This window comes from Azospirillum sp. HJ39 (assembly GCF_041507355.1).
Lineage (GTDB): Bacteria > Pseudomonadota > Alphaproteobacteria > Azospirillales > Azospirillaceae > Azospirillum > Azospirillum thiophilum.
In genome coordinates this window covers 730,416-754,936 of record NZ_CP167912.1, presented here as the reverse complement: position 1 = coordinate 754,936, position 24,521 = coordinate 730,416, and the positions used below count along the sequence as shown (strand labels likewise).

The 24,521-nt window shown below is 69.7% G+C and carries 24 protein-coding genes and 1 tRNA gene; 11 read left to right on the top strand and 14 right to left on the bottom strand.

Annotation, left to right across the window (positions count from 1 at the left end):
• Positions 1–51: 51 nt before the first annotated feature.
• The 3 genes from ABMY26_RS30855 to madL all read right to left on the bottom strand — a co-directional run bounded on the left by ABMY26_RS30855 (position 52) and on the right by madL (position 2,079).
• A complete protein-coding gene (locus ABMY26_RS30855; protein WP_372399325.1) occupies positions 52–756 on the bottom strand; it encodes a GntR family transcriptional regulator in 705 nt (234 codons plus the stop codon).
• A 136-nt stretch (positions 757–892) separates the two neighbouring features.
• The gene (gene madM / locus ABMY26_RS30850) at positions 893–1,660 is read right to left on the bottom strand and encodes a malonate transporter subunit MadM (RefSeq protein WP_372399745.1); all 768 of its coding nucleotides are present in this window, start codon (positions 1,658–1,660) and stop codon (positions 893–895) included.
• A 5-nt stretch (positions 1,661–1,665) separates the two neighbouring features.
• The gene (gene madL, locus ABMY26_RS30845) at positions 1,666–2,079 is read right to left on the bottom strand and encodes a malonate transporter subunit MadL (RefSeq protein WP_372399324.1); all 414 of its coding nucleotides are present in this window, start codon (positions 2,077–2,079) and stop codon (positions 1,666–1,668) included.
• A gap of 417 nt (positions 2,080–2,496) precedes the next feature.
• On the opposite strand from madL, the gene mdcA reads away from it, so the two are divergent.
• From mdcA to ABMY26_RS30810, 7 genes are read left to right on the top strand one after another with little or no spacing between them, the layout of a single operon-like run.
• Positions 2,497–4,140, top strand: coding sequence for a malonate decarboxylase subunit alpha (gene mdcA / locus ABMY26_RS30840; RefSeq protein WP_372399323.1), 1,644 nt, complete (start codon positions 2,497–2,499; stop codon positions 4,138–4,140).
• Between the two features lie 8 nt (positions 4,141–4,148).
• Positions 4,149–4,469, top strand: a complete 321-nt coding sequence (mdcC, locus tag ABMY26_RS30835) for a malonate decarboxylase acyl carrier protein (protein ID WP_372399322.1) — start codon at positions 4,149–4,151, stop codon at positions 4,467–4,469.
• The gene (locus ABMY26_RS30830; RefSeq protein WP_372399321.1) at positions 4,466–5,371 is read left to right on the top strand and encodes a biotin-independent malonate decarboxylase subunit beta; all 906 of its coding nucleotides are present in this window, start codon (positions 4,466–4,468) and stop codon (positions 5,369–5,371) included. Before mdcC ends, ABMY26_RS30830 begins: the two co-directional genes overlap by 4 nt.
• Before the next feature lie 3 nt (positions 5,372–5,374).
• Entirely contained in the window at positions 5,375–6,079 is a 705-nt protein-coding gene (mdcE, locus tag ABMY26_RS30825; RefSeq protein ID WP_372399320.1) for a biotin-independent malonate decarboxylase subunit gamma, read from the top strand.
• On the top strand, positions 6,069–6,770 hold the full coding sequence (mdcG, locus tag ABMY26_RS30820; protein ID WP_372399319.1) for a malonate decarboxylase holo-[acyl-carrier-protein] synthase: 702 nt from the start codon (positions 6,069–6,071) through the stop codon (positions 6,768–6,770). Before mdcE ends, mdcG begins: the two co-directional genes overlap by 11 nt.
• Positions 6,767–7,660: a triphosphoribosyl-dephospho-CoA synthase MdcB gene (gene mdcB, locus ABMY26_RS30815; protein WP_372399318.1), complete on the top strand. Its 894-nt coding sequence runs from the start codon at positions 6,767–6,769 to the stop codon at positions 7,658–7,660. The genes mdcG and mdcB overlap by 4 nt, the downstream gene beginning before the upstream one ends.
• Positions 7,657–8,598: an ACP S-malonyltransferase gene (locus ABMY26_RS30810; RefSeq protein ID WP_372399317.1), complete on the top strand. Its 942-nt coding sequence runs from the start codon at positions 7,657–7,659 to the stop codon at positions 8,596–8,598. The genes mdcB and ABMY26_RS30810 overlap by 4 nt, the downstream gene beginning before the upstream one ends.
• 40 nt (positions 8,599–8,638) lie before the next feature.
• On the opposite strand, the gene ABMY26_RS30805 is transcribed toward ABMY26_RS30810, so the two are convergent.
• The 3 genes from ABMY26_RS30805 to ABMY26_RS30795 form a co-directional block, all read right to left on the bottom strand.
• Positions 8,639–9,748: a hypothetical protein gene (locus tag ABMY26_RS30805; protein WP_372399316.1), complete on the bottom strand. Its 1,110-nt coding sequence runs from the start codon at positions 9,746–9,748 to the stop codon at positions 8,639–8,641.
• A gap of 80 nt (positions 9,749–9,828) precedes the next feature.
• Complete coding sequence (locus ABMY26_RS30800; protein ID WP_372399315.1) at positions 9,829–11,310, bottom strand: hypothetical protein; 1,482 nt, start codon at positions 11,308–11,310, stop codon at positions 9,829–9,831.
• A gap of 590 nt (positions 11,311–11,900) precedes the next feature.
• The gene (locus tag ABMY26_RS30795) at positions 11,901–12,725 is read right to left on the bottom strand and encodes an aldo/keto reductase (protein ID WP_372399314.1); all 825 of its coding nucleotides are present in this window, start codon (positions 12,723–12,725) and stop codon (positions 11,901–11,903) included.
• 267 nt (positions 12,726–12,992) lie between these two features.
• Between ABMY26_RS30795 and ABMY26_RS30790 the strand changes: the two genes are divergently transcribed.
• Entirely contained in the window at positions 12,993–14,006 is a 1,014-nt protein-coding gene (locus ABMY26_RS30790; protein ID WP_372399313.1) for an oxidoreductase, read from the top strand.
• Between the two features lie 6 nt (positions 14,007–14,012).
• On the opposite strand, the gene ABMY26_RS30785 is transcribed toward ABMY26_RS30790, so the two are convergent.
• The 8 genes from ABMY26_RS30785 to ABMY26_RS30750 all read right to left on the bottom strand — a co-directional run bounded on the left by ABMY26_RS30785 (position 14,013) and on the right by ABMY26_RS30750 (position 22,772).
• Positions 14,013–15,641 (bottom strand): ABC transporter permease, encoded by a 1,629-nt coding sequence (locus tag ABMY26_RS30785; protein ID WP_372399312.1) that lies wholly within the window; start codon positions 15,639–15,641, stop codon positions 14,013–14,015.
• A 228-nt stretch (positions 15,642–15,869) separates the two neighbouring features.
• Positions 15,870–16,856 carry an ABC transporter substrate-binding protein gene (locus ABMY26_RS30780; protein WP_372399311.1) on the bottom strand — a complete coding sequence of 329 codons (987 nt, stop codon included), beginning with the start codon at positions 16,854–16,856 and terminating at the stop codon, positions 15,870–15,872.
• Positions 16,857–16,945: 89 nt separating this feature from the next.
• On the bottom strand, positions 16,946–17,764 hold the full coding sequence (locus ABMY26_RS30775) for a phosphodiesterase (RefSeq protein ID WP_372399310.1): 819 nt from the start codon (positions 17,762–17,764) through the stop codon (positions 16,946–16,948).
• 125 nt (positions 17,765–17,889) lie between these two features.
• Positions 17,890–18,939 (bottom strand): ABC transporter ATP-binding protein, encoded by a 1,050-nt coding sequence (locus tag ABMY26_RS30770; protein WP_372399744.1) that lies wholly within the window; start codon positions 18,937–18,939, stop codon positions 17,890–17,892.
• A gap of 26 nt (positions 18,940–18,965) precedes the next feature.
• Positions 18,966–19,781 (bottom strand): ABC transporter permease, encoded by an 816-nt coding sequence (locus ABMY26_RS30765; protein ID WP_372399309.1) that lies wholly within the window; start codon positions 19,779–19,781, stop codon positions 18,966–18,968.
• A 5-nt stretch (positions 19,782–19,786) separates the two neighbouring features.
• Complete coding sequence (locus ABMY26_RS30760; protein ID WP_372399308.1) at positions 19,787–20,674, bottom strand: ABC transporter permease; 888 nt, start codon at positions 20,672–20,674, stop codon at positions 19,787–19,789.
• On the bottom strand, positions 20,671–21,699 hold the full coding sequence (locus tag ABMY26_RS30755) for an ABC transporter substrate-binding protein (RefSeq protein ID WP_372399307.1): 1,029 nt from the start codon (positions 21,697–21,699) through the stop codon (positions 20,671–20,673). Before ABMY26_RS30755 ends, ABMY26_RS30760 begins: the two co-directional genes overlap by 4 nt.
• Positions 21,696–22,772 carry a LacI family DNA-binding transcriptional regulator gene (locus ABMY26_RS30750; protein ID WP_372399306.1) on the bottom strand — a complete coding sequence of 359 codons (1,077 nt, stop codon included), beginning with the start codon at positions 22,770–22,772 and terminating at the stop codon, positions 21,696–21,698. Before ABMY26_RS30750 ends, ABMY26_RS30755 begins: the two co-directional genes overlap by 4 nt.
• A 260-nt stretch (positions 22,773–23,032) precedes the next feature.
• On the opposite strand from ABMY26_RS30750, the gene ABMY26_RS30745 reads away from it, so the two are divergent.
• From ABMY26_RS30745 to ABMY26_RS30735, 3 genes are all read left to right on the top strand, one after another.
• A tRNA-Arg gene (locus ABMY26_RS30745) sits at positions 23,033–23,109 on the top strand.
• Between the two features lie 122 nt (positions 23,110–23,231).
• Positions 23,232–23,696 (top strand): hypothetical protein, encoded by a 465-nt coding sequence (locus ABMY26_RS30740; protein ID WP_372399305.1) that lies wholly within the window; start codon positions 23,232–23,234, stop codon positions 23,694–23,696.
• 116 nt (positions 23,697–23,812) lie between these two features.
• Positions 23,813–24,382 carry a hypothetical protein gene (locus ABMY26_RS30735; protein ID WP_372399304.1) on the top strand — a complete coding sequence of 190 codons (570 nt, stop codon included), beginning with the start codon at positions 23,813–23,815 and terminating at the stop codon, positions 24,380–24,382.
• Positions 24,383–24,521 lie beyond the last annotated feature (139 nt).

Here is a 24,521-nt window from a genome sequence, read left to right as displayed (position 1 = left end):
GCCAATAGCCGCTCGCCGAAAGATGGGTGAAAGACCCGGGGCCTCCTCCCCCTATTCCAGCTCCATCTCCTGGATGTAGCTGGTCAATGCGCAGCTGGCGTTCAGCATATGGGCGCGCATGCAGCGGGCGGCCTCGTCGCCATCGCCGCGGGCCATGGCGGCGAGGATGGCGCCATGCTCGGCATGCGAGGTCGCCAGACGGTCGCCGTGGCGCAGCTGGGTGCGGCGGAAGGCGGCGAGGCGGGCGCGCACGCCGACCGCCTGTTCCGCCATGAACTGGTTGTGGGTGGCGTGGTAGATCGCCTCGTGGAAGCGGCGGTTGAAATCGTCGTAGGCGCCGAGGTCGCCGCCCTGCACCATGGCGGCCGAGGATTCGTGCATGGTCTGGAGCCGGCTGCGCTCGACCGGCGTGATGCGGTAGGTGGCGAGGCGGACGCACATCGCCTCCATCTCCGCCGTCATCTCGAACATGTCCATGATCCGCTCGGCGGTCATGGTGGCGACGACCACGCCGCGCCGCGGCCGGACCTCCACCATGCCGGTGGTGGCGAGCTGGCGTAGGGCCTCGCGCACCGGGGTGCGGGACGCGCCGAAGCGCTGGCCGATCTGCTGTTCGTCGAGCGGCGTGCCGGGCTTGAGGCGGCCGGTCGCGATCTCGTCGGCCAGCGCCACGCGGATCAGGTCGGACAGCAGCCCTTTCTCCTCCAAAACGACGTCGGTCCCGGTCGGGGCGGGTTGGGGGTCGAACTGGTCCACGGGCATGCCTCCGGCGTCTCGGCAGGTTTCCCCCGGGGCCGGGCTTGTGCCCGGTCCGGGGAAACCTGTTCGGTCGCGGGCAGGATAGACAGGCCGGGCGGCCGGTGGAAGGGTTGCCGGTTCGCCCGCCGCCGGTTCAGCCGCCCATCACGGCGCGGGTGGCGAGGAACAGGATCGACGGTCCCATCAGGCAGCCGAGCCCGGTGTAGAAGGTCGCCGTCATCGCGCCGTAGGGCACGAGCTTGGGATCGGTCGCGGCCAGCCCGCCGGCCACGCCGCTGGTGGTGCCCATCAGCCCGCCGAACACCATGGCGCTGCGAGGGTTGTCCAATCCGATGAAGGGAGCAATGAACGGCGTGCCGATCATCACCAGCACCGACTTCACCAGACCGGCGGCGATGCTGAGCGCCATCACGTCGGAGCTCGCCCCCAATGCCGCGCCGGTGACCGGGCCGACGATGTAGGTGACCGCCCCGGCGCCGATGGTGGTCATGCTGACCGGGTCGGAATAGCCGAAGGCCAGCGCGACCGCCGCCCCGACCACGAAGGACAGCAGGACGCCGGTGAACAGCGATACCACGCCGCTGAGGCCGGCCTGGCGGATTTCGCCGAAGCTGACGCCGAAGGCGGTGGAGACGATGGCGAAATCGCGCAGCATCGCGCCGCCCATGATGCCGATGCCCGACAGCAGCTTGATGTCGGCGACCCCGTTGTGCCCGCCGGTGGCGACGCCGCCGGCATAGGCCAGCAGAAGGCCGAGCATGATGGCGATGGCGGAGCCGTGCAGGCGGCCGCGCGTGAAGGTGCGGGACAGCCAGTAGGAGAGCCAGATGGTGGCTCCGACGATGGCGAAGGCGGTCACCAGACCGTTCTTGCTCATCACGCTGGACAGGATGTCGAACATCGCGGTCACTCCCCGCTCTTCAGGGGCAGGGCGGCGCCGGGTGCCGCCTCGCGCCGCGACGATGCGGGCTGGCCGATGCGGGCGATCACCGGGACCAGCGCGAAGCTCAGGACCACCGCCAGCACCCCGGCGAGCAGGGCGGCAGGCCCGCCCTTCACCGCCGCAACCACGTCCTGCTGGGCGGCCATGGCGACGACGATGGGGATGTACATGGCGCTCCAGAAGCCGATGCCCTGCTGCGCCGGCACGTCCAGCCGCAGGGTCCGGCGCAGATGATCGGTGGACAGGATCAGCAGCAGCATGGCGATGCCGACGCCGCCGACATTCGCCTTGACCCCGATCAGGCTCCCCAGCAGATCGCCGACCACCATGCCGACGAGCATGCAGGCCGACAGCAGGGCGACACCATAGACGACCATGCTCCTTCTCCTCTTCCGTTGATCAGCCCGTGTGGGGCGTGTGGCTTGGCGGATGGCCCGGTCCCGGCCTGTGGGCGGCTTCCGGTGCAGGCGTCGGGACGACCGGCCATCGGGATTCCTGCGGGCAGCAAATTGCTTGCCATAATGATTGTCAGTGCCATATCCGTATACGGATAATCTGAAATGAGGGCAATACGTATTATTTGACCCGAAGAATTTTCATCGTGTATTCAAATTTGCCCTTTCGACGACGAACGGGATACGGCAAGCTTCCTGCCGGCGAGATCGTCCCATCTCCGGGGCCGTCGCCGGATCACGTCACCGGATATGAGGGAGGGACAGCATGTCCGAACAGGTTCACCGCCAGTCCGATGGGCAGCTCTGCCCGTCCGTCCGGCACCGCGGACGCTGACGGCGATGCGCGACTGGAACATGCAGGGGCGCAACCGTGAGGCACGGCTTGCCCGTGCCGCCCATCTCGCCAACGGAAAGCGCGTGGCCGCTGCCGACGCCCGCGTGCTGCTGGAAACCGTGCTGGAGCCCGGCGACCGCGTCTGTCTGGAGGGCAACAACCAGAAGCAGGCGGATTTCCTGGCGCGTGCGCTGGCGTCCGTGGATCCGGCGCGGGTGAACGGCCTGCACATGGTGCAGTCGGTGCTGGCCCTGCCCGAACATCTGGACGTGTTCGAGCGCGGGATCGCGTCGAAGCTGGACTTCTCCTTTTCCGGCCCGCAGGGCGCACGGCTGGCGCGCATGGTGGCGGACGGGCGGATCGCGGTCGGCGCCATCCACACCTATCTGGAGCTGTTCGGCCGCTATTTCGTCGATCTGACCCCGCGGGTCAGCCTGGTCGCCGCACAATCGGCCGACGCAGCCGGCAATCTGTATACCGGGCCGAACACCGAGGACACGCCGGTCATCGTCGAGGCGACCGCCTTTAAGCGCGGCATCGTCATCGCCCAGGTGAACGAGCTGGTGGATGCGGTGCCGCGCGTCGACATTCCCGGCGGCTGGGTCGATTTCGTGATCCAGAGCCCGACGCCGCATTATATCGAGCCGCTGTTCACCCGCGATCCGGCACAGATCTCGGAAATCCAGGTGCTGATGGCGATGATGGCCATCAAGGGCATCTATGCGGAATATGGCGTGCAGCGGCTGAACCATGGCATCGGCTTCGACACGGCGGCGATCGAGCTTCTGCTGCCGACCTATGCCGACTCCCTGGGGCTGAAGGGGAAGATCTGCAGGCACTGGGCGCTGAACCCGCATCCGGCCCTGATCCCCGCCATCGAGGCCGGCTTCGTTGAGAGCGTCCATTCCTTCGGCTCTGAAATGGGGATGGAGAACTACATCCGGGCCCGGCCCGACGTGTTCTTCACCGGGGCCGACGGCAGCATGCGGTCCAACCGCGCGCTGTGCCAGGCGGCCGGCCATTACGCCTGCGACCTGTTCATCGGCTCGACGCTGCAGATGGATCTCGCCGGCAACAGCTCGACCGCGACGCTGGGGCGGATCGCCGGCTTCGGCGGGGCGCCGAACATGGGCGCGGACGCCCGCGGCCGCCGCCATGCCAGCCCGGCCTGGCTGCGGGCGGGGCGGGAGGCGGGAGGCGATGGCGGAGGGATGCCGCGCGGCCGCAAGCTGGTGGTCCAGATGGTCGAGACCTTCCGCGAGCATATGCAGCCGGCCTTCGTCGAGCGGCTCGACGCCTGGGAACTGGCCGAGAGTGCCGGCATGGAGCTGCCGCCGGTGATGATCTATGGCGATGACGTGACCCATGTCCTGACCGAGGAGGGCATCGCCAACCTGCTGCTCTGCCGCACCGTCGAGGAGCGCGAACAGGCGATCCGCGGCGTCGCGGGATACACGCCGGTCGGGCGCGGGCGCGACCGGCGCATGGTGGAGGACTTGCGCGACCGCGGCATCATCCGCCGGCCGGAGGATCTGGGCATCGACAAGCGGATGGCCACCCGCGACCTGCTGGCCGCCCGGTCGATCAAGGATCTCGTGCGCGCATCCGGCGGCCTCTACGACCCGCCCAAGCGCTTCCGCAACTGGTGAGCCCGATCATGGAATCCCTGACCTTCGAATATCGTGGCGGCCGTGCCCTGGCCTCCCCGCCGGCGCCCGTCCTGGTTGGCGTCGTCGGTTCCGGCAATCTGGAGGTGCTGGTCGAGCCGGTGCCGCTCGGCGGGCTGTGCCGGATCGAAATCCTGACGGCGGCGGTCGGCTTCGGCGCCACCTGGCAGGCGGTGATGGACGACGTCTTCGCCCGCCACCCGCTGGCCGACCTGCGCATCTCGATCAACGATGTCGGCGCGACGCCGGCCGTGGTCGGCCTGCGGCTGGACCAGGCGCTGGAGGAATTCGCCGGAGGAGCCAAGCCATGAGCCAAGCCATTCCCGGAAGCACCGCAAGCCGCAGCTATTACGAGGACAGCGCGCGGGGGCGGCTGCTCGGCCTGCTCGACCCCGGCAGCTTCGTCGAGATCCTGCCGCCGGTAGAGCGGGTGGTCAGCCCGCACCTACGGCAACTCGGCACCCCGGCCGCCTTCGACGATGGAATCGTGGTCGGGACCGGGCGGCTGGAGGGCCGGCGGGTGCTGGTCGCCGCACAGGAAGGCGGCTTCATGGGCGGGGCGGTGGGCGAGGTGCATGGCGCCAAGCTGACCGGCCTGCTGGAGCGGGCGCTGGACGAGCGGCCGGACGGCGTGCTGCTGCTGGCTGAGTCCGGCGGCGTGCGGCTGCATGAGGCGAATGCCGGGCTGATCGCGGTGTCGGAGGTGATGCGGGCCGTGCTGGCGGTGCGTGCCGCCGGCATTCCGGTGATCGTGCTGGACGGCGGCACCTTCGGCTGCTTCGGCGGCATGGGCATCGTCGCCCGCCTGTGCGACGCCGTGGCGATGAGCGAGGAAGGGCGGCTCGGCCTGTCCGGTCCCGAGGTGATCGAGACCACCATGGGGGTGGAGGAGTTCGACAGCCGCGACCGGGCGCTGGTCTGGCGCACCGTCGGCGGCAAGCACCGCTATCTGCTGGGCGAGGCCGCAACGCTGGTGGAGGACGATGTCGCCGCCTTCCGCGCGGCGGCGCTGGCGCTGCTCGACCTCACGCCGGACCTGTCGCTGGCCGCACTGGAGGCGGAGCATGGCGATCTGGGCCGGAGGCTGGAGCGGTTCGGCGACTGCCGCGACGCGCTCGACATCTGGGCGCGGCTGGGGGTGGAGGAGCCGGAGCGGCTGCCGATCCTCGACACCGCGGAGTTCCTCGACACCGTACGATACCGGAGGGCCTGAGCCATGGACGTCACCACGCTTCTCGACCGCCTGTTCCCGGACGGGCACGGTGTCGCCGTCGACGGGGTTTATTTCCAGGGCGACGGCCGTGCCTATGGCAACGACGTGGCGGTGGTCGGCACGCTGGACAACGCGCCCATCGGCATCGAGCTGGCCTTCCGCATGGCCGGGGCAGTGCTGGAGGTGGTGCGCAGCCATCCCGGCCGGCCGATCCTGCTGCTGGTCGACACCCAGGGCCAGCGCCTGAGCCACCGCGACGAACTGCTGGGGATCAACGGCTACATGGCGCATCTCGCCAAATGCATCGACCTCGCCCGGCGCAGCGGCCACCGGGTGCTCGGGCTGGTCTACGGGCAGGCGGTCAGCGGCGGCTTCCTCGCCACCAGCCTGCTGGCCGACCGCTGCTATGCCCTGCCGGATGCGGAAATCCGGGTGATGAACCTGCCGGCGATGGCGCGCGTCACCAAGATCCCGTTGGAACGGCTGACGGAGCTGAGCGCCGCCTCGCCGGTCTTCGCGCCGGGGGTGGAGAACTACCGCCGCATGGGCGCCATCGCGGCGCTGTGGGACGGCGACCTTGCCGCCTGCCTCTCCGAGGCGCTGGCGGCCCCGACCGACGGCGATCCGCGCCGCGCGCTGGGCGAGGAGCGGGGCGGGCGGCTGATGGCCCGCATAGTGGCCGACCGGGTGCGCCACGATGCAGCCTGAGGACGAGCCCGAGGACTCCCCCGAGGAAACGCCGTGGCCCCGCCATCACTGGGTCCTGCTGGGGGAAGGGTGGGCCGGCGGCCTGCGCTCCCCCCTGGCCGACGCGGCGCGGACGGAGGTCGAGGACTGGTGCGGCCGGGGTCTGCCGCTGGTGGTCGCGCGGCGCCGGCCGGGCGACGGGGCGGACGGGGTGCGGCTCGGGCTCGCGACGCCGGACAAGCGGCGGATCGCTGTCCATGTGGCGGCCGACGCTGTGGCGGGGCGGATGGGGCCGGTGCCGCTGGCCGAGGCGCTGGAGTCGGCCCCTGCGTCGTGGCGGGCGCCGCTGGCGGAACTGGCCCGGCGGTCGGGCGCGCTGGGTATGCCGGCGGCGGTGTACGGGTCGCTGGCGTGGCAGCACCGCACCGGGCTGGGCTATGTCCGGGCGGAGTCCGACGTCGACCTGCTGTTTGCTCCACAGTGCCGGACCGGGCTGGACCGGCTGCTGGGGCTGCTGGCGGAGGTCGATGGCGCTTCCCATGGTGCCGGTCCGCGCCTGGATGGAGAAATCCTGCTGCCCGACGGGGCGGCGGTGGCGTGGCGCGAACTGGCCGGCCGGCCGGCCCGGCTTCTGGTGAAGGGAGCGGCGGAGGTCGGCCTGTATGACACCGCGGCGGTGCTGGCTCTGTTCGCGAACGGGCGGGCCGCATGATCCGCACTGCCACCCGTCCACGGATCGCTGCGCATGAAACCGGCCCGAGCGCTGCTCCGGCCCCCCCCCTGGCCGGCGCCATCGGGCGGGCGGCGGTCCGCGCGCTCCATGCCGAGCTGGCGCTGCATCCGAAGCCGGGGCTGGTCAGCCCGCTCGACAGCGGCAGCCATGACGACATGGACATGGGCACCTTCCTGCGCAGCCTGTTCGCGCTGCGCGGCTATTTCCGCGCCATCGCCGCGGCCGGGGCGGAGGGTGCGGACTTCGCCACCCTGCGCGAGCTCGGTATCGCTGCCGAACGGCGCATGCTGGCGGCCACCAACGGGGTCAACACCCACCGCGGGGCGGTGTTCGGGCTCGGCCTTCTCGCCGCGGCGGCGGGCTGGCGGATGCGGCGGGGGCGGACGCTGCGCGGGAACGCCCTGGGTGCGACGGCGGCGGCGCTGTGGGGTGCCGACATCCTGGCGGCGGCTCCGCAGGCGCCCGACAGTCATGGCGTGCAGGCGGTGACGCGCTATGGCGCGCGCGGTGCCCGGCAGGAGGCGGCCGACGGCTTCCCAACCCTGTTCGAGGTCGCGCTGCCGGCGCTCGACCGCGCACTGGCGGCGGGCGCCGATCCGGAGCGGGCATCGGTGCAGGCCCTGTTCTCGCTGATGGCCGTGCTGGAGGACACCAACCTGCTGCATCGCGGCGGTCCGGCCGGGCTGGCCTTCGTCCAGGCCGGGGCGCGGCGATTCCTCGACCGCGGCGGGGTGTTCCGGGCGGAGTGGCGGGACGAGGCGCTGGCCCTGCACCGTGCCTGCGTCCTCCGCCGCCTGTCTCCCGGCGGCAGCGCCGACATGTTGGCAGCGGCGCGGTTCGTCCATGGCCTGCGGGAGGGGGCGGGATGAGTCTCGGCATTCTCTGTTCCGGCCAGGGCGCGCAGGGGCCGGGCATGCTCGACGGACTGCGCGCGGAGCCGGCGGCGCAGGCGGTGCTGGACGGCGCCCTCGCGGTGCTCGGCTGGGATCCGCGGATCGTCGCCACCGGGCCGGAGGTGGAGATGCGGCGCAACGCCGTCGCCCAGCCGCTGCTCTGCGCGGTGCAGGCGGCGACCTGGGCGGCCCTGCGGTCCCGCCTGCCACCGGTGCGGGCGGTCGCCGGCTACAGTCTGGGGGAGTTGTCCGCCTACCATGTCGCCGATGCGCTCGACCTCGGCGACCTGCTGGCGCTGGCGCAAAGGCGGGCGCAGGCGATGGACCGCGCCGACACGGAGCCGGGCGGGCTGCTGGCGGTGCGCGGGCTCGACCGGTCGCGGCTGGAAGCGTTGTGCCGGGAGCAGGATGCCGGCATCGCCATGGATGCGGCCATCGATGTGGCGATCGACAACGGTGCCGACCGGCTGGTGATCGGTGGGCGCCGGACGGCGCTGGCCGCCTTCGGGCCGGTGCTGCTGGCGCTGGGCGCCTCGCTCACGCCGCTGCCGGTGGACGTGGCCTCCCACACCCGCCGCATGGCCCCGGCGGCGGCGGAGTTCGGGCGGGTGCTGGCGGCCGGCGGGCTGCGGGCACCGTCCGTTCCGGTGCTGGCCGGCATCGACGGCTCGGCGGCCTTCACGCGCGAGCGGGCAATCTCGGCGCTGACCCGGCAGATGACGGAAACGGTGGCCTGGGCCGCCTGCCTCGACGGATTGCGGGAGATGGGCTGCCGCGTGCTGCTGGAGATCGGACCCGGCGACGCGCTGGCGCGGATGGCCCGCGACCGCCATCCCGACCTGGCGGTGCGCGCCGTGTCCGAGTTCCGCTCTCCGGCCGGTGCCGCCGCCTGGGTGGAGCGGCAGGCGGGCTGACGGCCGGCCGGCGGACGAGGGGGGCAAGCCGCGGCTCCGGTCACGCCCGCTTGTAGGCCATCAGGAGGGCCACGCAGCATAGAAGGGGAAGCCCGGCTTCGCGCATGCCGGCATCGAGATGGAGCGATCCGGCATAGAGAACGATGCCGATCACCGCGATGGCCGGGAACAGGCCGTTGAGCGTGCCCAGGATGCCCCGGCCGTCGAGCCAGCCGGCGGCGGCCACGGCTCCGCGAACCAGCGCGATCAGGATGAAGACGGCCACCGCCGCCATGGCGATGTATTCCAGGCTGAAGGCGGGCGCCAGGTATCGTCCGGAAACCGACTCTGCCAGCAGCGGGGCGAGTTCACCGTGGGCCGCAGTCACCGCTGCCACGGCGACATAATGCAGGGCGGTCGCCAGCAGCAGGTTTCCCGACAGCAGCTCGATGGTCCGCCACGGCAGGAAGGCCGGCCAGCGGATGCGGTCGAGGATGGTGAAGGCCAGGGCGGTGGCGCTGGTGAAGAGCAGGGCATAGTCCGGCGACAGCGGCCATTTCGACAGGCTGCGGCCGAGGACGAAGATGTCGAAGAGCGGGAGGGACAGTCCGAGCATGGCGACGGCGACGGTGCGGGGATCCCGCCGACGATGGGAGTATATCCGGCCGGCCGCAACGAAGAGGATCCAGGGGAAGACGGGGAACCATCCCGGAAACGAGGGCATGAAGAAGCCGTAGGCGACCGAAAGCGGCAGGAGGACCCATGCGCCGCAGAGCGCAAGGAGAAAGGCGGCGACCAGAACGCGGCTGGCGGCGCTGATCTGGGAGTGGATGTCGAACAGAAGCCTGGCGGCGAACAGGAACATGAAGAAATCGCTGGAAAGCGGTGTCTGCTGCCCATACAGGCTGTGGATCACGGCGAGGATGAACAGCTTCAGGTGGCTTTCGATCCGCTGGCCGAGGGGTTTTCGCAGGAAGCGGTCCAGGGTCATTCCGAAGGCGAAGAAGAACAGCACCGGCGCCACTTCGAAGAGGAATTGCAGGACGTTGACGAGATGGTAGGAATCCGGCAGCGCACGTCCCCAATGGGCCGCCACCATGAATGCGAGGGCGGTGACGCGGACGACGTCCAGGCTTCTGTCTCGGGCCGGCGGTGAATTCGGCATCAGCATGAAGTCGCTCCCGGGCAAGGGCTGAACCGTCGATCCAAACGAGTGATCGGAACCGTTGTCCGAACCGCTGATCCGGTCGGTCAGAAGCGGAGCAGGCGGGCGAGGCGCAGCCGTTGCGGGAGCGCCGCCGCCCAGGCACCGACCGCGATCCGGTCCTTGCGGTCCAGCATCCAGATCGCGGCGAGGGTTGCGCCCAGATAGAGGGGCAGGGCGGGCAGGGTCTTGGTGAGGAAAGGGTCGAGCCCCGTCTCGTAGCGCCAGAAGGGAACGATCGCGAAGGGGGCCAGCGCCGCGACGGCGAAGATCCAGCGCGAGAACCACCAGGACGGAACGAGGGCGGCCGGCGCCAGGACCCAAAGCATGAACCAGGGCCACATATGGGTCGAGACGCTGAACACCACCGCCGCCATCACGGCGGTGGCGGCCTTCCAGGCATTCCCTGCGACGGGTCGCCGATACAGGATCGCCAGCGTCCAAAGGGCGAAGGCGGCGAAGGCGCCGCGGACGAGCCAGCGCAAGGGGGCAAGGTCGAGGCCGAGCAGCCTTTCGGCCACCCGGACCATGTCGACCGGCTGGAGCCACTGCCAGCCGGACATGCCGCGAACCCCGTCGAAGAAGGCGGGAGAGCGAAAGAAGAGGAAGAGGACGGCGAGGAAGAAGGCCGCCGCCGGAATCCCGCGCAGGAGATAGGAGGCGAGCCTGTCCTTCAGTCCGCGGCCGCCGGACATCCGCAGCCGGTACAGAAGGTCGACGGAGACGAGGACGGCGCTGGTGTATTTGCAGGCGGCCGAGGCCGCCAGCGCCAGCGGCCCGGCACGGTCCCCCAGGGGAAGGCGCATCAGCCACAGCAGCATGAAGACGACCATCGCCATGTCGTTGTGGGCTTCGCCGGCCGAGTAGATATGGCCGATCGGCAGCCAGCCGAAAAGGACGAGGCCGGCTGCTGCGGTCGCCTCGCCGCCGGTCCGGCCGATCCGGCGGACGATATCCAGGCCGGCGATCCACGCGCCGGCCTGGATCAGCTTGAACAGAAGCCCGGTCAGCCAGACATTCCCGCCGCTGAGCGCCATGACCAAGGCTGAAACGACCGCCCACAGGGGGCCGTAGGTCATCATCGCCGGCGGGTCGTCGAAGGGAAAGGTTTCGGCCCGCTCGGGTGTGAACGGGACATAGTAGGGGTTGATCCCGTGAATGATCTGGTCGCCCCAGAGCGCGGAAAACCAAAGATCCTGGGTCATGACGGGAACCGACGGCAGGCAGGCGGCGCTGAAGAGGACCGGCCACAGGAAAAGCCGGTCGGTCATCTCCTTCGTGACCGGGCCGTCGATGCGCGACAGGCGGCGGAGCAGCCAGGCAGCCGCGGCGACCGGGATCGCAAGCGGCAGGCAATAGGACAGGAAATAGAGGGCGTCATGGGTGAAGACGTTTCCGTCGGTCAGCGCATGTGCCAGGGGGATCGGGAGATCGGCGGCGACGTTCGCAAGACGGGAAAAGAATGCAGCTTGGTTGGGCAGGTTCATCTGCCCGTAGCGCGCATCCGCTGCGGCAAGAAAATAGCTCAACACCGAATAAGAGAGCAGCGATAAAAATACCAGAACCCCTATTTTGTCGAGAGCCTCTACGAAAGATTTTTCGGATTTTTTTTTATAATATATACGGAGTTCTGGCCTTATTTTTGCGATCGACATCGGATCTCGATCTTTCATGTCAGAAAATCGCAGGGAAAGTAAAAGTAATTCTATAAAATTTCGGGTATTGCCATAAAGAATGAATGTGGGTCGAGGTTGGATAATTTGGTACTACTGCCGGCAACGTGCGGATCGCTCGGGCGGTTGACCCGCTGCCGCGGTTTTGCCGCCGTCATGTCCGTGCGATCGGAGATGCGGACATCGCCGCTGCGGCAAAGGATCGAATTGACGCAAGCGCCCCCTTCCCATCCGGGTCGGCGGCATGGCCTTTTTTTTATCGCCGCAGCAAGCAAGGGGGAGCGGGAGGGTTTGCGCCTACCCCTTTGGGAGCGGTGGGGCTCACCCCTTCTTGTGGCGCCGGATGCCGGGCCATCCTTCCTGGAGGGCGATCTTCGAATGCTCCCCTCGGTTCGAGGGGGCTATGGGAACGAAGCGGCGCGGGACGGTTCCCGCGCCTGCCGTCTTCACTTGTCCCAGGCCGGTGCCAGACCGGCGGGGCTGACCAGCCGGCCGTCCGGACGGGCAAGACCGGCTATCGCCGCCATGTCGGCGTCATCCAGGGTGAAATCGAAGATCGCGATGTTCTCGGCGACCCGTTCGGGCCGGGCGGTCTTGGACAGCGCGACGAAGCCTTGCTGGACCAGCCAGCGCAGGGCGACCTGCGCGGCGTTCTTGCCGTATTTGGCGCCGATCCGCTGCAATTCGGGATCGCGCGGCACCGCGCCGTCGGCCATGGCGTAATAGGCGGTGATCGCCACGCCGGCCGCCTTGGCCGCTTCCGCCATCGCCCGCTGGTCGAGGTAGGGGTGGACCTCGATCTGGTTGGTCACGATCGGCGCCGAGCTGCGTGCCACCGATTCGCGGAGTTGGGCGATGTTCTGGTTGCTGACCCCGATGAAGCGGGTCTTGCCGGCGGCCTGGACGGCGTTCAGCATCTCGATCTGGTCGGGGATGGCGACCTGATCGGCCGGCCAGTGCAGCAGCAGCAGGTCGACCCGGTCGACCTTCAGCTTGTCGAGGCTCTCGTCGACCGAGGCGGCGAAGCGGTCGGGGCTGTAGCGGTCGACCCAAACCTTCGTGGTGAGGAACAGGTCGTCGCGGCGGGCGCCCGCCGCCTGGAGGGCGCGGCCGAGCGCGGCCTCGTTGCGGTAAATCTGCGCGGTGTCGAAATGGCGGAAGCCGGCTTCGAGCGCGGCGGGAACCACGGTCTCGACCTCCGCGTCCGACATGCGGAACACGCCGAATCCCAGCGCGGGAATCGCAGCGCCATGGGTGTTTACTGTCAGCAAGCGGGTCTCTCCTGATGGGGTGGCCTGGGTGGCCGATCATATGGGCCGGCCTCATGGGTCGGCCGGCCGGGGGCGGCGGATTTCGTGAAGGCAGAGATATGGCGCGGCAGGCCGCTTGGAAACCGCCCCGTCTGTCACATCATTTGTGAATTGAATGCGCAGATGGACAGGTGGAGCGATGGTTGACCCGGTTCGCCTCCTGGCGGTTCGGCCCGATCCGGGCGAGGATGTCGGCGCCCGCGCTGTTGATGGGAGGGAGCCGTAACGATGAAGAGCCTGTCTGTCGGTCTGCTTGGGTTCGGCCTTGCCGGATCGGTGTTCCATGCCCCGCTGATCCTGTGCGAACCGCGCCTGCGCCTGACGGCGGTCGCCAGTTCGCGCGTCGACGACATCCGCCGGGTGGTGTCGGGCGCGCAGGCAGCGACGGCGGATGCGGTGATCGCCGATCCGTCCATCGACCTCGTGGTGATCGCGACCCCCAACACCAGCCATGCTCCCTTGGCCCGCGCCGCCCTGCTGGCCGGCAAGCATGTGGTGATCGACAAGCCGATGGCGACCACCGTCGCGGAGGCCGACGAACTGATCGAACTGGCCCGGCGGCAGGGGCTGCTGCTGACCGTCTTCCACAACCGGCGCTGGGACAACGATTTCCTGACCCTGCGCGACTGTCTGGACAGCGGCGCGGTCGGCCGGCCCTATCACTATGAGGCGCATTTCGACCGTTTCCGGCCGCAGATCAAGCAGGGCTGGCGCGAGCGGACGCTGGCCGGGTCGGGGGTGCTGTTCGACCTGGGCGCCCATCTGATCGATCAGGCGCTGACCCTGTTCGGCATGCCGGACCGCATCCTTGCCGATGTCGGCGCCCAGCGGCCGGACGCGCAGGTCGACGACTGGTTCCACATCGTTCTCGGCTATGGCCCGATGCGGGCGATCCTGCATTGCGGGACGGTGGTCTGCCGGCCGGGGCCGCGTTTCCAGCTGCATGGCGACGGCGGCAGCTTCCTCAAGCACGGCATGGACGGGCAGGAGGAGGCTCTGCGCGCAGGCCGCATGCCGGCCGGGCCGGATTGGGGCCTGGACGATCCGGGAAACCATGCCCTGCTGGTCCGGGCCGACGGGACGGAGCGCCGGGTGGAAACCCTGCGCGGCGACTATCCTGCCTTCTATCGCGGGGTTGCCGCCGCGATCCTGGACGGGGAGCCGCCGCCCGTCACGGCGGAACAGGCGCGCGATGTGCTGGCGGTGCTGGAGGCGGTGCGCCGGGCGGCAGGTCTGACTTGATGGGGTTCAATCGCGCCACGGGATGACGCCCGGCGGCAGGCGGCGGCCCAGCGCCCCGGCGGCGAGCATGGCGGCCAGCACGACCAGGATGGCTATGACGCCGAGCGCGGCGCCCAGCGTCGGGCTGCCGCCCTCCTCCAGCGCATAGACGACGACGCCCAGCGTCTCGCGGCCCTGCGACCACAGCAGGATGGAAACGGTCAGCTCGTTGAAGGCGGTGAGGAAGACCAGCAGGCCGCCGGCCGCGGCCGCTGGGGCGACCAATGGGGCCACCACGGTCAGCAGGCGGCGGAGCGGACCTGCGCCGAGCGCGCGGGCCGCCTCCTCCACCGCCGGGTCGAGCGCGGCGCAGGCGGCCTGCACCGGGCGCAGGGCCAGTGGCAGGAAGCGGACCAGATATGCCGCCAGGATGATCCACAGCGTGCCGTAGATGCCGAACCCGAGCCCGGGAAACGGCTTCAGGAACAGCAGGATGCAGCCGATGCCCAGCACGACGCCCGGCACCGCGTGCGGCAGCTCGACCAGCACGCCGACGGCGCGGGCGATGCGGCCGGCCTTGCCGGTGCGGGCCATGGCATGGGCGAACGGGACCGCCAGCAGCCCGAGCAGCACCGCCGCCGACCCCGACAGCAGCACCGAGTTGGCGAAGGCCCGCCCGACCTGATCGAGCGCCAGCACCTCCCGGTAATGGGCCAGCGTCAGCGTTCCGAGGCCGATGGGCAGGCCGTAGACGCGCACCAGGCTGGTCGCCAGCAGGGCGGCCAGCGGCGCCGCGACCAGCAGGATCAGCAGGCCCCAGGCCAGTGCCTCCACCGCCGGGCGGGCACGGCCGAGCGGCAGGGGGGCGAGCGGCCGGGCGCCGCCGGGCAGGCGGCTGGCGACGCGGGCCTGCAGGACCGTCTGCGCCGCGATGCCCAGGCAGGCGACGATGCCGATCAGGGCGGCCAGCACCGCCACCTCCGGCAGGGCGGACGGGCCGAAGCCGGCAAGCCGCCGGTAGATCAGCGTCGGCAGCATCGGGATGCCGGCCGGCACGCCGAGCAGGGCGGGGACGCCGAAATTCCCCAGCGCCGCGACGAAGGCCATGGCCAGCCCGGCGATCAGGCCGGGCAGGCAGAGCGGCAACACCACGCCGCGCACCGCGCGCCACGGGCCGGCTCCCGACGCCCGCGCCGCCTCCAGCATGTCGCCGGGAACCGCGCGGAGGGCGGCGCGCAGGGCGAGGAAGACCAGCGGCGCATGTTCGATCCCCATCACCAGCACCATGCCGGCGGACGATTGCACCGGATTGGCAGTGCCGACCGGCGGGGCCAGCCCCAGCGGCCGCAGCAGAGGGCTTCCCGAGCCGGCCAGATGGGTCCAGGCCATCGCCACGATCTGCGGCGGGATCATCAGCGGCAGGATCAGGGCGAAGCTCAGCGCCGTCCGGCCGCGCAGGTCGGTCAGCCCGGCCAGCAGGGCGAAGGGTCCGCCGAGCAGCCCCGCCGCCAGCGTGGCGCCCGCCGCGATGGCGATGCTGTTGGCGGTCGCCCGCCATGTCGCGGGGCTGTCGAGCACGCGGCCCAGCACCGCCGGGTCGCCGGCCTCCCACAGCAGGCGCAGCATCGGCAGAAGCACCAGAAGCCCGACCAGCACCGGCCAGCCGGGCAGGGTGCGCAGGAAGTCCTGTGCCGTCCTTCGACCGCACGGGGTAATCCCCCTCTCCCCCCCGGGGAGAGGGGCGGGATGAGGGGGACGCACAGGTCGGATTTTCACAGGAGGATCGGGGCGCGCGATTCTTGAAGAGCCCTGCAACGCACCCCCCTCACCCTAACCCTCTCCCCGGGGGGGAGAGGGGATTCTTCCAGTCCGCATCCACCCTTCTCACCCGCCGAACAGGTCGGCGAAGGCGCGCTTGTTGGCCTCATCCTCGGCCAGCGCCTTGGCGGGGTCGTAGGGCATCAGGGTGATGGCCGCCGGATCGGGGAAGCCCGGCGGCGGGTTCACCCCCGGCAGGGCCGGCAGGAAGCCCTGGGCGGAGGCCAGCTCCTGCCCCTCGCGGCTCAGCAGGAAGTCGATGAAGGCCTTGGCTGCCGCCGGGTTCCGGGCGGTGCTGAGGATCGCCACCGGCTCGCTGACCGCGCTGACGCCCTCCGTGGGGAAGACGAAGGCGACGGGGGCGCCCTTCAGGTTCTCGCGGATCGGCAGGTAGTCGACGATCATGCCGTAGAGCTTGGCACCGCCGGCCACGTCCTTCAGGATGCCGCCGTTGCCCTTGGCGGCGGTGACGCCGTTGCGGTGCAACGCCTCGTAATAGGCCATGCCCAGCGCCGGCTGCGCCTTGATCGACGCCATGTGGATGGCGGCGGCCCCCGAATAGAGCGGGCTCGGCATCACCGTGCTGCCCTTGGCCTCCGGCTTCAGCAGATCCTGCCAGGAGGCCGGCTTCATCGTGGCGGCGGTGTTGTAGACGATGCCGGTGGTGATCAGCTTGGTGCCGAACCAATAGCCCTGCGCATCGTGCGTGCCGGGGCGGTAGCCGGAAACGGGGGCGCCGGCATAGGGCTGCAGCCGCTTTTCCGCCTTCAGCGATTCCATCGTCACCGCGTCGGCGATCAGCAGCAGGTCGGGCTGCGGGGCACCGGCGGTGAACTCGGCGCGCAGCTTGTTCATCAGCTCGGTGGTGCCGTTGCGGATCCATTCCACCTCGACGCCGGGGTTCTTCGCCTTGAAGGCCTCCACCGTCTGGCGGGCGTCCGGCTCCAGCTGCGAGGTGTAGAGCACCAGCTTCCCGCTTGCGCCGTCCGCCTGCGCGGTATGGCCGAGGGCAAGGGTCAGGACCGTGGCGAGGGTGGCGAGGAACGCCTTCATCTCTGTCGTCTCCGTGGGAGCAGCGGTGAGGTGGCCTGTCTTACGCCAAGCCCGTGACAGGCGCGTGACAGCGGGGCGGAAAGTCCTTGTCAGTCGATCAGCTTTCCATCCTTGAAGAAGGGATGGGGGCCGTCATAGGCACCGATCGCCGCGGTGTGGCTGACGATTCCGGTGTCGGCGCGCCACATGTGGATCTGGTAGCCCGGCGGCTCCATCACGAAGGCGGACGGCGCGTCGTCGCGCAGGTCGAGCGCGACCTGATGCGCGGTGGACGGCGCGGTCGAGGCGATGGTGCCGGCCCAACGCACCTGGATCGGCCGGTGCAGGTGGCCGCACAGCACGCGTTCGACCTGCGGATGGCGGCGCACCACCGCGGCCATCTCCGCCGCCCCCGACAGGCCGAGCCGGTCCATGTGGCCGATGCCGGTGGCGAAGGGCGGGTGGTGCTGGAAGACGATGGTCGGCCGGCCGGGCTGCTCGGACAGGCGGGCATCGAGCCAGTCCAGCCGCTCCGCGCAGACCTCCCCCGCGCCGGAGCCGGGCAGGACGGTGTCCATGGCGATCAGGCGGACCGGCCAGTCCTCCACCGTGTAGTGGAAGAAGCGGCTGCCGCCGACCCGCGCCGCCAGATCCGGGAAGGCGCGGGCGAGGCCGGCACGCTCGTCGTGGTTGCCGGGAACGGCGAGGAGCGGGATGTCGAGCGGGCGCAGCAGGCCGAGCAGCCGCTCATACTCCTCGGCATGGCCGGCATCGACCAGATCGCCGGTCGCCAGGATCACGTCGGGGCGGGGGGTGAGCGCCAGGATGGCGGCGACGGCGCGCTCCAGGAACGGCGCGGTGTCGACGCGGCGATAGGCAAGGCGGCCGGGCGGCTTGATGTGGGTGTCGGTGATCTGGACGATGATCATGGTTCGGCCTATCGGGGCTTGGATGTTTGATTTGGGGGCGTATTTCCCCCTCCTAACCTCCCCCGCTGGGCGGGGGAGGGACTGCCGCCGCTTTTCTCCCTCAGCACTTCTTGCAACTCACTCACTCACGGCACCGCCAGCAGCCTCGCCGGGTCGACGCGCAGCCACACCCGGTCGCCACGCCCCAGCTCGCTCCGCCCGGCGGTGTCGACCGTCAGCGGCGGGCCGTCCGCCGGCTCCACCACCAGACGGGTGCGGTCGCCGAGGAACACCGCGGCGGCGATGCGCCCGCCGAGATGGCCGTCGGCCTCCCCGGCCAGCGCCAGATCCTCAGGCCGGACCAGCAGGTCGAGGGCGCCGTCCGGCCCGGACCAGGGCAGGGATGCGCCGCCGATGGACAGCATCCCGCCGCGCACCGTGCCGCCCAGCCGGTTCATGGTGCCGATGAAGTCGGCGACGAAGCCGTCGGCCGGCTGGTAGTAGATCTCGCGCGGGGTGCCCACCTGCGCCACCCGGCCCTTGGCCATCACGACGATGCGGTCGCCCAGCGCCATCGCCTCGCCCTGGTCGTGGGTGACATAGACGGCGGTGATGCCCAACCCGCGCAGCAGCCGGTCGATCTCCAGCCGCAGGCTGTCGCGCAGCTTGGCGTCGAGCGCGGTCAGCGGCTCGTCCAGCAGCAGCACGCGCGGGCGCACCACCAGGGCGCGGGCCAGCGCCACCCGCTGCCGCTGCCCGCCGGACAGCTGGTCGATCCGCCGCCCGGCGAAGCCGCCGAGATGCATCAGCTCCAGCATCTCCTCCACCCGGCGGGCGCGGTCGGCGCGGGCCAGCTTGCGCACCTTCAGGCCGTAGGCGACGTTCTCCGCCACCGTCATGTTGGGGAACAGGGCGTAGCTCTGGAACACCATGCCGACATTGCGCCGCTCGATCGGCAGGGCGGTGACGTCCTCCTCGCCGAACAGCACGCGGCCGCCGGGATCGGGGCTTTCCAGCCCGGCGAGGATGCGCAGCGTGGTGGTCTTGCCGCAGCCGCTCGGGCCCAGGAAGACGATGGTCTCGCCGCCGCGGATGGACAGGTCCAGCGGCTCCAGCGCGCGGGCACCGCCGGCGAAGGTCTTGCCGCAGCGTTCCAGGCGGATCGGCACGGCGTCGAGGTGGAAGCTGTCGGGCATGGCGCTGTCGGACATGGGGAGCGGTCTCAAACGGTGGGACGGCCGCGCTTCGCCAGACCCTGCAGCAGGATCAGGCTGGGCACGATCATCAGGAAGAAGACGAGGGTATAGGCGCTGCCGATCTCGATCCGCAGCGAGGCGTAGCTGTCGGCCAGCCCGACCGGCAGCGTCTTGGTCAGCGGCGTGTGCAGCAGCCAGGTCAGGTTGAACTCGCCGACCGACAGGGTCAGCACCATCAGCGACCCGGCCAGGATGCCGGAGCGGCAGTTGGGCAGAACCACGGTGGCGAAACGGCGCAGGAAGCCGGCGCCCAGGCTGGCCGCCCCCTCTTCCAGCGTCCTCAGGTCGATGGACCCCATCACCGCCAGCACGGCGCGGACCATGAAGGGCAGGGTGAACAGCACATGGCCGATCAGGATGAACAGCCAGCTGCTGCGCAAATCGCCGACGCCGCCATAGGTGACGATCAGTGCCAGCGCGGTGGCGAGGCCGGGGATGGCGACCGGCATCATCAGCAGCTCTTCCACCAGCCGGGCGATCCGGCCGGGCCGCCGCGCCAGCGCATAGGCCGCCGGTACGCCCAGCGCCAGGGTGCAGGCGAGGCAGGCGACGGCGATCTGCAGCGACAGGAGGATGGTGCCGGAATAGACCCGCAAGACCTCTTCCACCCAGCGCAGGGTCAGGCCGCTCTTCAGCCCGACGAAATAATTGGCGGTCAATCCTGCCAGCATCGACATCACCATCGGCACGGTCAGCAGGGCGCAGACCAGCAGGGTGAAGGCCAGCTGCAGCCAGAAGCCCCAGCCGCGGCGATTGGTCGGCGTGTTGGGAAGCGTGCTCATCGCCGTCACCCCGCCGCCGCGACGGAGGTGCCGGCGACGCTGCGCGCCACCGCCAGCGCCGCCCAGGTGATCAGGCCGAGCAGGACGCTGAGCGCCGCCGCGGCGGCGATGTTCGCCTGGAGCGTGAATTCGGTGTAGATCGTCATCGGCAGTACGTTGATTCGGGTGGCGAGGGTGAAGGCTGTGCCGAAGGCGCCCATCGACGTGGCGAAGCACAGGGCGCCGGCGGAGATCAGCGCCGGCTTCAGCGCCGGCAGGATCACGTCCGCCACCACCCGCCAGGGCGCCGCGCCCAACGACCGCGCCGCCTCTTCCAGCCGCGGGTCCAGCTTCTCGGCAGCCGCCATCACCGTCAGGATGACGCGCGGGATCGAGAAATAGACGTAACCGAGGAACAGCCCCGCCATCGAATAGGCGAAGACCAGCTTTCCCCCGGTCAGTGCCTGGGTGATGGTGCCGATCAGCCCCTGCCGTCCGGCCAGCATGATGACCATGAAGCCGATCACCACGCCGGGAAAGGCCAGAGGGAAGGTCAGCAATGCCACCAGCAGTGCATGGCCGGGGAAATGATGGCGCACCAGGAACAGCCCGGCGACGGTCGATACCGCCAGAGTCACCAGCGTCACCCCTGCCGACAGCGCCAGCGTGGAGATCAGGCTGTCGAGATGGCCGGGATCGGCGAGCGTGGTGAGATAGGCGCTCCAGCCTTCCGCACCGCCGGCGCCGATCAGGATCAGGCGGACCAGCGGCAGCAGGAAGAAGGCCGAGAACACCACCGCTGCCGGTGCCAGCAGGGCCGCCAGCCGCAGCGGCTCGGTCGCCGGTCCCCGTCCGGCCCGCGGATACCCCGCGGGCCGGACGGAAAGCGGACTTCCCTGCACGCAGGTGCTCACTTCACCTCCGCCTGATAGCGGTCCATGAAGCCCTTCTGCGCTTCGGCCATGCGGACGAGATCGACCGGCCGGGCACGGGCGTAGTCGGCGGCCGGCAGGAACTTGGCAGCGGTCTCCGCCGACATCGCCTCGGCCCGGACCGGGCGCATGAAGGCGTTGGCCCACAGGGTCTGGCCCTTGTCCGACAGCACATAGTCCAGCACCTTCTTCCCGTTCTCCGGGTTCGGGCCGTTCTTGACCAGGGCCATCACGTACGGGACGGACACCGTGCCTTCCTTCGGGATGACGAAGGCGACCGGGGCCTTGTCGGTGTATTTGGCGCGGTAGGCGTTGAAGTCGTAATCGATCAGGATCGGAATCTCGCCCGACAGCACGCGGGCGTAGGAGGTCTGCTTCGGAACGATGGGCTGGTTCTTCTGCAGATCCTTGAACCAGCCGACGGCCTTGTCGAAGCTGGCGTAATCGCCGCCCAACGCCAGGTTGACCGCCAGCGCGCCGACATAGCCGACGGCGGCGCTGGTCGGGTCGAGATAGCCGACCATGCCCGAATAGTCGGGCTTCAGCAGGTCGGCCCAGCTCTGCGGCACCGGCTTGCCGCCCAGCGCCTCGGTGTTGACGAAGAGGCCCAGCGTGCCGCTGTGGATGGCGAACCAGTTGCCGTCGGCATCCTTCATGCCGTCGGGGATGTCCGCCCAGCCGGCCGGCTTGTAGGGGGCGACGATGCCCGCCGCCTTGGCCTGGATGCCGACCGGTCCGCCGAGATAGACGACGTCGGCCACCGGCTTGTCCTTTTCCGCCAGCATGGCGGCGAGCGACTGGCCGGAGTTCTTGTTGTCGAACGGCACGGCGATGCCGAGATCGGCCTTGATCGCCTTCAGCTGCGATGCCCAGTCGGCCCATTCCGGCGGGCAGTTGTAGCAGATGGCGGTCGGCTCCGCCGCGATGGCGGGGGCGACGGTGCCGGTGACGGCGGCGGCCAGCATGGTGGCCAGCGTGGCGGCGCCGAACAGGAACGGCTTGATCATGATGGCGGAAATCTCCGGTCGGGAAGCGCTTTGGTTGGTTCCGAGGGCGCCGGGCCGAGCGATTCTCCCGGGCGCAAGGTGAAGGGAAGCATGACGGACCGGCCCGGCAGGTCGCCGGAGCGCAGGCATTCGAAGGCGGTGGCGCCCATGGCGCGGGCCGGCTGGACCAGCGTGGCGAGGCTGGGCGACATCAGGCGGCCGACCTCGATCCCATCGAAACCGCAGACCGACAGGTCGTCCGGCACCGACAGGCCGAGGTCGCGCAGAGCCCGGATGGTGGCGAGCGCCAGCAGGTCGTTGGAGGCGAACAGCGCGGTCGGCCGTTCCGGTCCTTCCAGATGGGGGGCGAGCCGGTGGGCGAGCCGCAGATCGTTGAAATCGACCTCCATCACCGGGCCGGGCGGCAGGCCGGCATCGGCCAATGCCGCCAGCCAGCCAGCATGACGCCGGCGCGAACGGTCGGAGTGGCGGAAGCGCCCGGCGACCATGCCGATGCGCCGGTGGCCGAGCGCCGCCATCCGCTCCACCACCGCGCGTGATGCCGCGACATTGTCGACCGACACATGGGCGCGGCCGGCGCGTTCGGGCTGATTGTAGGCCAGGACATAGGGCAACCGGACCTCGTCCAGCGTGTCGAGCGAGCCGCTGCGGTCGGCGTCGGCGACGGTCAGCACCAGCCCTTCGACCCGGTTGGACAGCAGCCCTTCGATGGCGCGGGATTCGCGGCCGGGGTCATAGTCGGTGGAAGCGATCAGAACGCTGTATCCGGCCTCGGCCGCCGCCTCCTGGATGCCGGCGACGCTCTCGGCGAAGACCGGATTGGTCAGCGACGGCACCAGCACGCCGACGGTGCGGGTGCGTGCCGCCTTCAGGCTGCGCCCGATGGTGCTGGGGCGGAAGGCGAGGTCGGACGCGGCGATGCGGACTTTCTCCGTCGTTTCCGGTGTGGCGTTGCCGCTGCCGTTGAGGACGCGCGACACGGTGGCGATCGACACCCCGGCGCGCGCCGCGACATCGCGGATCGTCGCCACCCGGTCGACGCCTCTCCCCGCCGGGCCATCCGTAAACCGCATCCCGTCCCGAACCATCCGCCACCCGCGTTTTCCGGCGCCGGCCGATCCAGCGCGAGGGCAGAGTGACGGCGGGATGTTGCAATCGCGTGACGTCACGAAAACGGTTTCATGAAGAATGGAAACGTTTCCATGGGTGCGAAAAAGGCTTCGGGGACGGGTTCGACCGTCGTTTCCGGCTGTCTTCGGGTCGTTGCAATTCCAATGATTTTTGTGTTTGCGTCCCCACAAGGCTTAGGCTATGTTGCGCCTCCACCAGCGATGGACCCGTAGCTCAGCTGGATAGAGCGCTGCCCTCCGAAGGCAGAGGTCATGAGTTCGAATCTCGTCGGGTCCGCCATCGATTCCAAGGGCTTAGCCGTAGCATCGGCTAGGCCCTTTTCGTTTTGATCGCCGCATAGATCCCCGGATCGATCCCAGCGCGCGCCGTGACGTCTCCGCCTCGGGCATGAACTCGGGCGCATGGTAGCCATAGACCGGCTGGACCGTCTGCGGGGACATGCCGGCGAATCCGCCGACCTGCCCACGTCCAGCCCGTCGCGCAACAGCCACGTGATCTTGCTCGGCAATCCGGGCCGCACACCGGAGGTCTGTAAGCTCGTGGAGGTGCTGTTCATCGAGGCGCTCCGCTCCACGGCCGGTCCTGCGGCTGTCCCCGGCCTCTTGCGAGGACTTGACGATGAACGTCTCGCGGTCGCCCTGGGGCACATTCATGAAAGCCCGGCCTCGCCCTGGATGGTCGCGCAAATGGCGAAGGAACTGCTGCGCCGAAAAGAAGGCGGCATCGCTGACATCTCGGAGTGCGTGGGCTACAGCTCTGCCAATATGTTCAGCGTCGCGTTCTCCCGCCACATCGGTATCCCACCGACGGTGTATGCGCAGCAACAAAAGGTGGAATCGCATTCGTCGGGTTCGCAAATCGGATGACCGACCCGTATGGCAGAGCCCGCAACGTCCTCTCCGGCTGGTGAATGAATGGAGAGACCCCATAGGACCAGCCGCGGTCCGTCCCCATCTGCTTCCAAAGGGAGCGGAGACGAGGCATGCCATTCTTCTCATCGGCGCAATTCATCGAGCGGTCCCGGGTGGCCGACGAGTTCGTCGCGCCCGCGACGGCACTGGCAAATCGCCTCCTGGACGCCAAGGGCCTGGGTCACCTGCCGTCATGCAGCGTCAGCTACTTCATCGAGGAGCTTCACCGGCCGGGCGCGGCGATCGGGCTGCACACCAAGGGCACGGCCAACATTCGGCTGAACTTGGCTTGGCTTGCTGCCCTGGCGCAGCGGGATACCGACCCCGAGGGGGAGGTCGCCTTCGTCGTCCTGCATGAGTACGGCCACTTCTTCCTTGATTTCCTTGAGACCAGGGGGGCTAGCCCCGGCGCTGTGCGTCAGCGCATGGAGAACGAGCACGCCGACTTCCTGCGGCGCATGCAGCGCCTCGGCTGGCTCGCCGATCCGGTATCGCGGAGGCTCTTGTCCGACCACAACGCCATTGCCGAGGAGTGGTTCTGCGATGCCTTCGCCTATTGGGCCGCGGACAGGCTGCCCGAGCCCCACGCCGCGTTCTTCGACGACCTGCTGGCCGGTGTGCGTGCCCTTCCGGCGACCTGATACCGCAAGGGCTCACCTCAGCGCAGCGCTACCTGCCCAGATGACCGCAACCCCATCGGCCGGCGCCGTGGCGATCGGAGGCTTGATCTGATCGGGCAACGGGCCGATCAGGCAGGCATCCCCCCTCGTTGGACGTCAA

What these genes read in the sequence shown, in the direction of transcription:
- mdcG (WP_372399319.1), top strand. Translation starts at nt 6,069, where the DNA reads ATGCAGCCTGAGGACGAGCCCGAGGACTCCCCCGAGGAAACGCCGTGG.
- mdcE (WP_372399320.1), top strand. Translation starts at nt 5,375, where the DNA reads ATGGACGTCACCACGCTTCTCGACCGCCTGTTCCCGGACGGGCACGGT.
- ABMY26_RS30775 (WP_372399310.1), bottom strand. Translation starts at nt 17,764, where the DNA reads ATGATCATCGTCCAGATCACCGACACCCACATCAAGCCGCCCGGCCGC.
- ABMY26_RS30765 (WP_372399309.1), bottom strand. Translation starts at nt 19,781, where the DNA reads ATGAGCACGCTTCCCAACACGCCGACCAATCGCCGCGGCTGGGGCTTC.
- ABMY26_RS30830 (WP_372399321.1), top strand. Translation starts at nt 4,466, where the DNA reads ATGAGCCAAGCCATTCCCGGAAGCACCGCAAGCCGCAGCTATTACGAG.
- mdcA (WP_372399323.1), top strand. Translation starts at nt 2,497, where the DNA reads ATGCGCGACTGGAACATGCAGGGGCGCAACCGTGAGGCACGGCTTGCC.
- mdcB (WP_372399318.1), top strand. Translation starts at nt 6,767, where the DNA reads ATGATCCGCACTGCCACCCGTCCACGGATCGCTGCGCATGAAACCGGC.
- ABMY26_RS30780 (WP_372399311.1), bottom strand. Translation starts at nt 16,856, where the DNA reads ATGAAGGCGTTCCTCGCCACCCTCGCCACGGTCCTGACCCTTGCCCTC.
- ABMY26_RS30770 (WP_372399744.1), bottom strand. Translation starts at nt 18,939, where the DNA reads ATGCCCGACAGCTTCCACCTCGACGCCGTGCCGATCCGCCTGGAACGC.
- ABMY26_RS30740 (WP_372399305.1), top strand. Translation starts at nt 23,232, where the DNA reads ATGGTAGCCATAGACCGGCTGGACCGTCTGCGGGGACATGCCGGCGAA.
- ABMY26_RS30805 (WP_372399316.1), bottom strand. Translation starts at nt 9,748, where the DNA reads ATGCTGATGCCGAATTCACCGCCGGCCCGAGACAGAAGCCTGGACGTC.
- ABMY26_RS30810 (WP_372399317.1), top strand. Translation starts at nt 7,657, where the DNA reads ATGAGTCTCGGCATTCTCTGTTCCGGCCAGGGCGCGCAGGGGCCGGGC.
- ABMY26_RS30755 (WP_372399307.1), bottom strand. Translation starts at nt 21,699, where the DNA reads ATGATCAAGCCGTTCCTGTTCGGCGCCGCCACGCTGGCCACCATGCTG.
- madM (WP_372399745.1), bottom strand. Translation starts at nt 1,660, where the DNA reads ATGTTCGACATCCTGTCCAGCGTGATGAGCAAGAACGGTCTGGTGACC.
- ABMY26_RS30735 (WP_372399304.1), top strand. Translation starts at nt 23,813, where the DNA reads ATGCCATTCTTCTCATCGGCGCAATTCATCGAGCGGTCCCGGGTGGCC.
- mdcC (WP_372399322.1), top strand. Translation starts at nt 4,149, where the DNA reads ATGGAATCCCTGACCTTCGAATATCGTGGCGGCCGTGCCCTGGCCTCC.
- ABMY26_RS30750 (WP_372399306.1), bottom strand. Translation starts at nt 22,772, where the DNA reads ATGCGGTTTACGGATGGCCCGGCGGGGAGAGGCGTCGACCGGGTGGCG.
- madL (WP_372399324.1), bottom strand. Translation starts at nt 2,079, where the DNA reads ATGGTCGTCTATGGTGTCGCCCTGCTGTCGGCCTGCATGCTCGTCGGC.
- ABMY26_RS30790 (WP_372399313.1), top strand. Translation starts at nt 12,993, where the DNA reads ATGAAGAGCCTGTCTGTCGGTCTGCTTGGGTTCGGCCTTGCCGGATCG.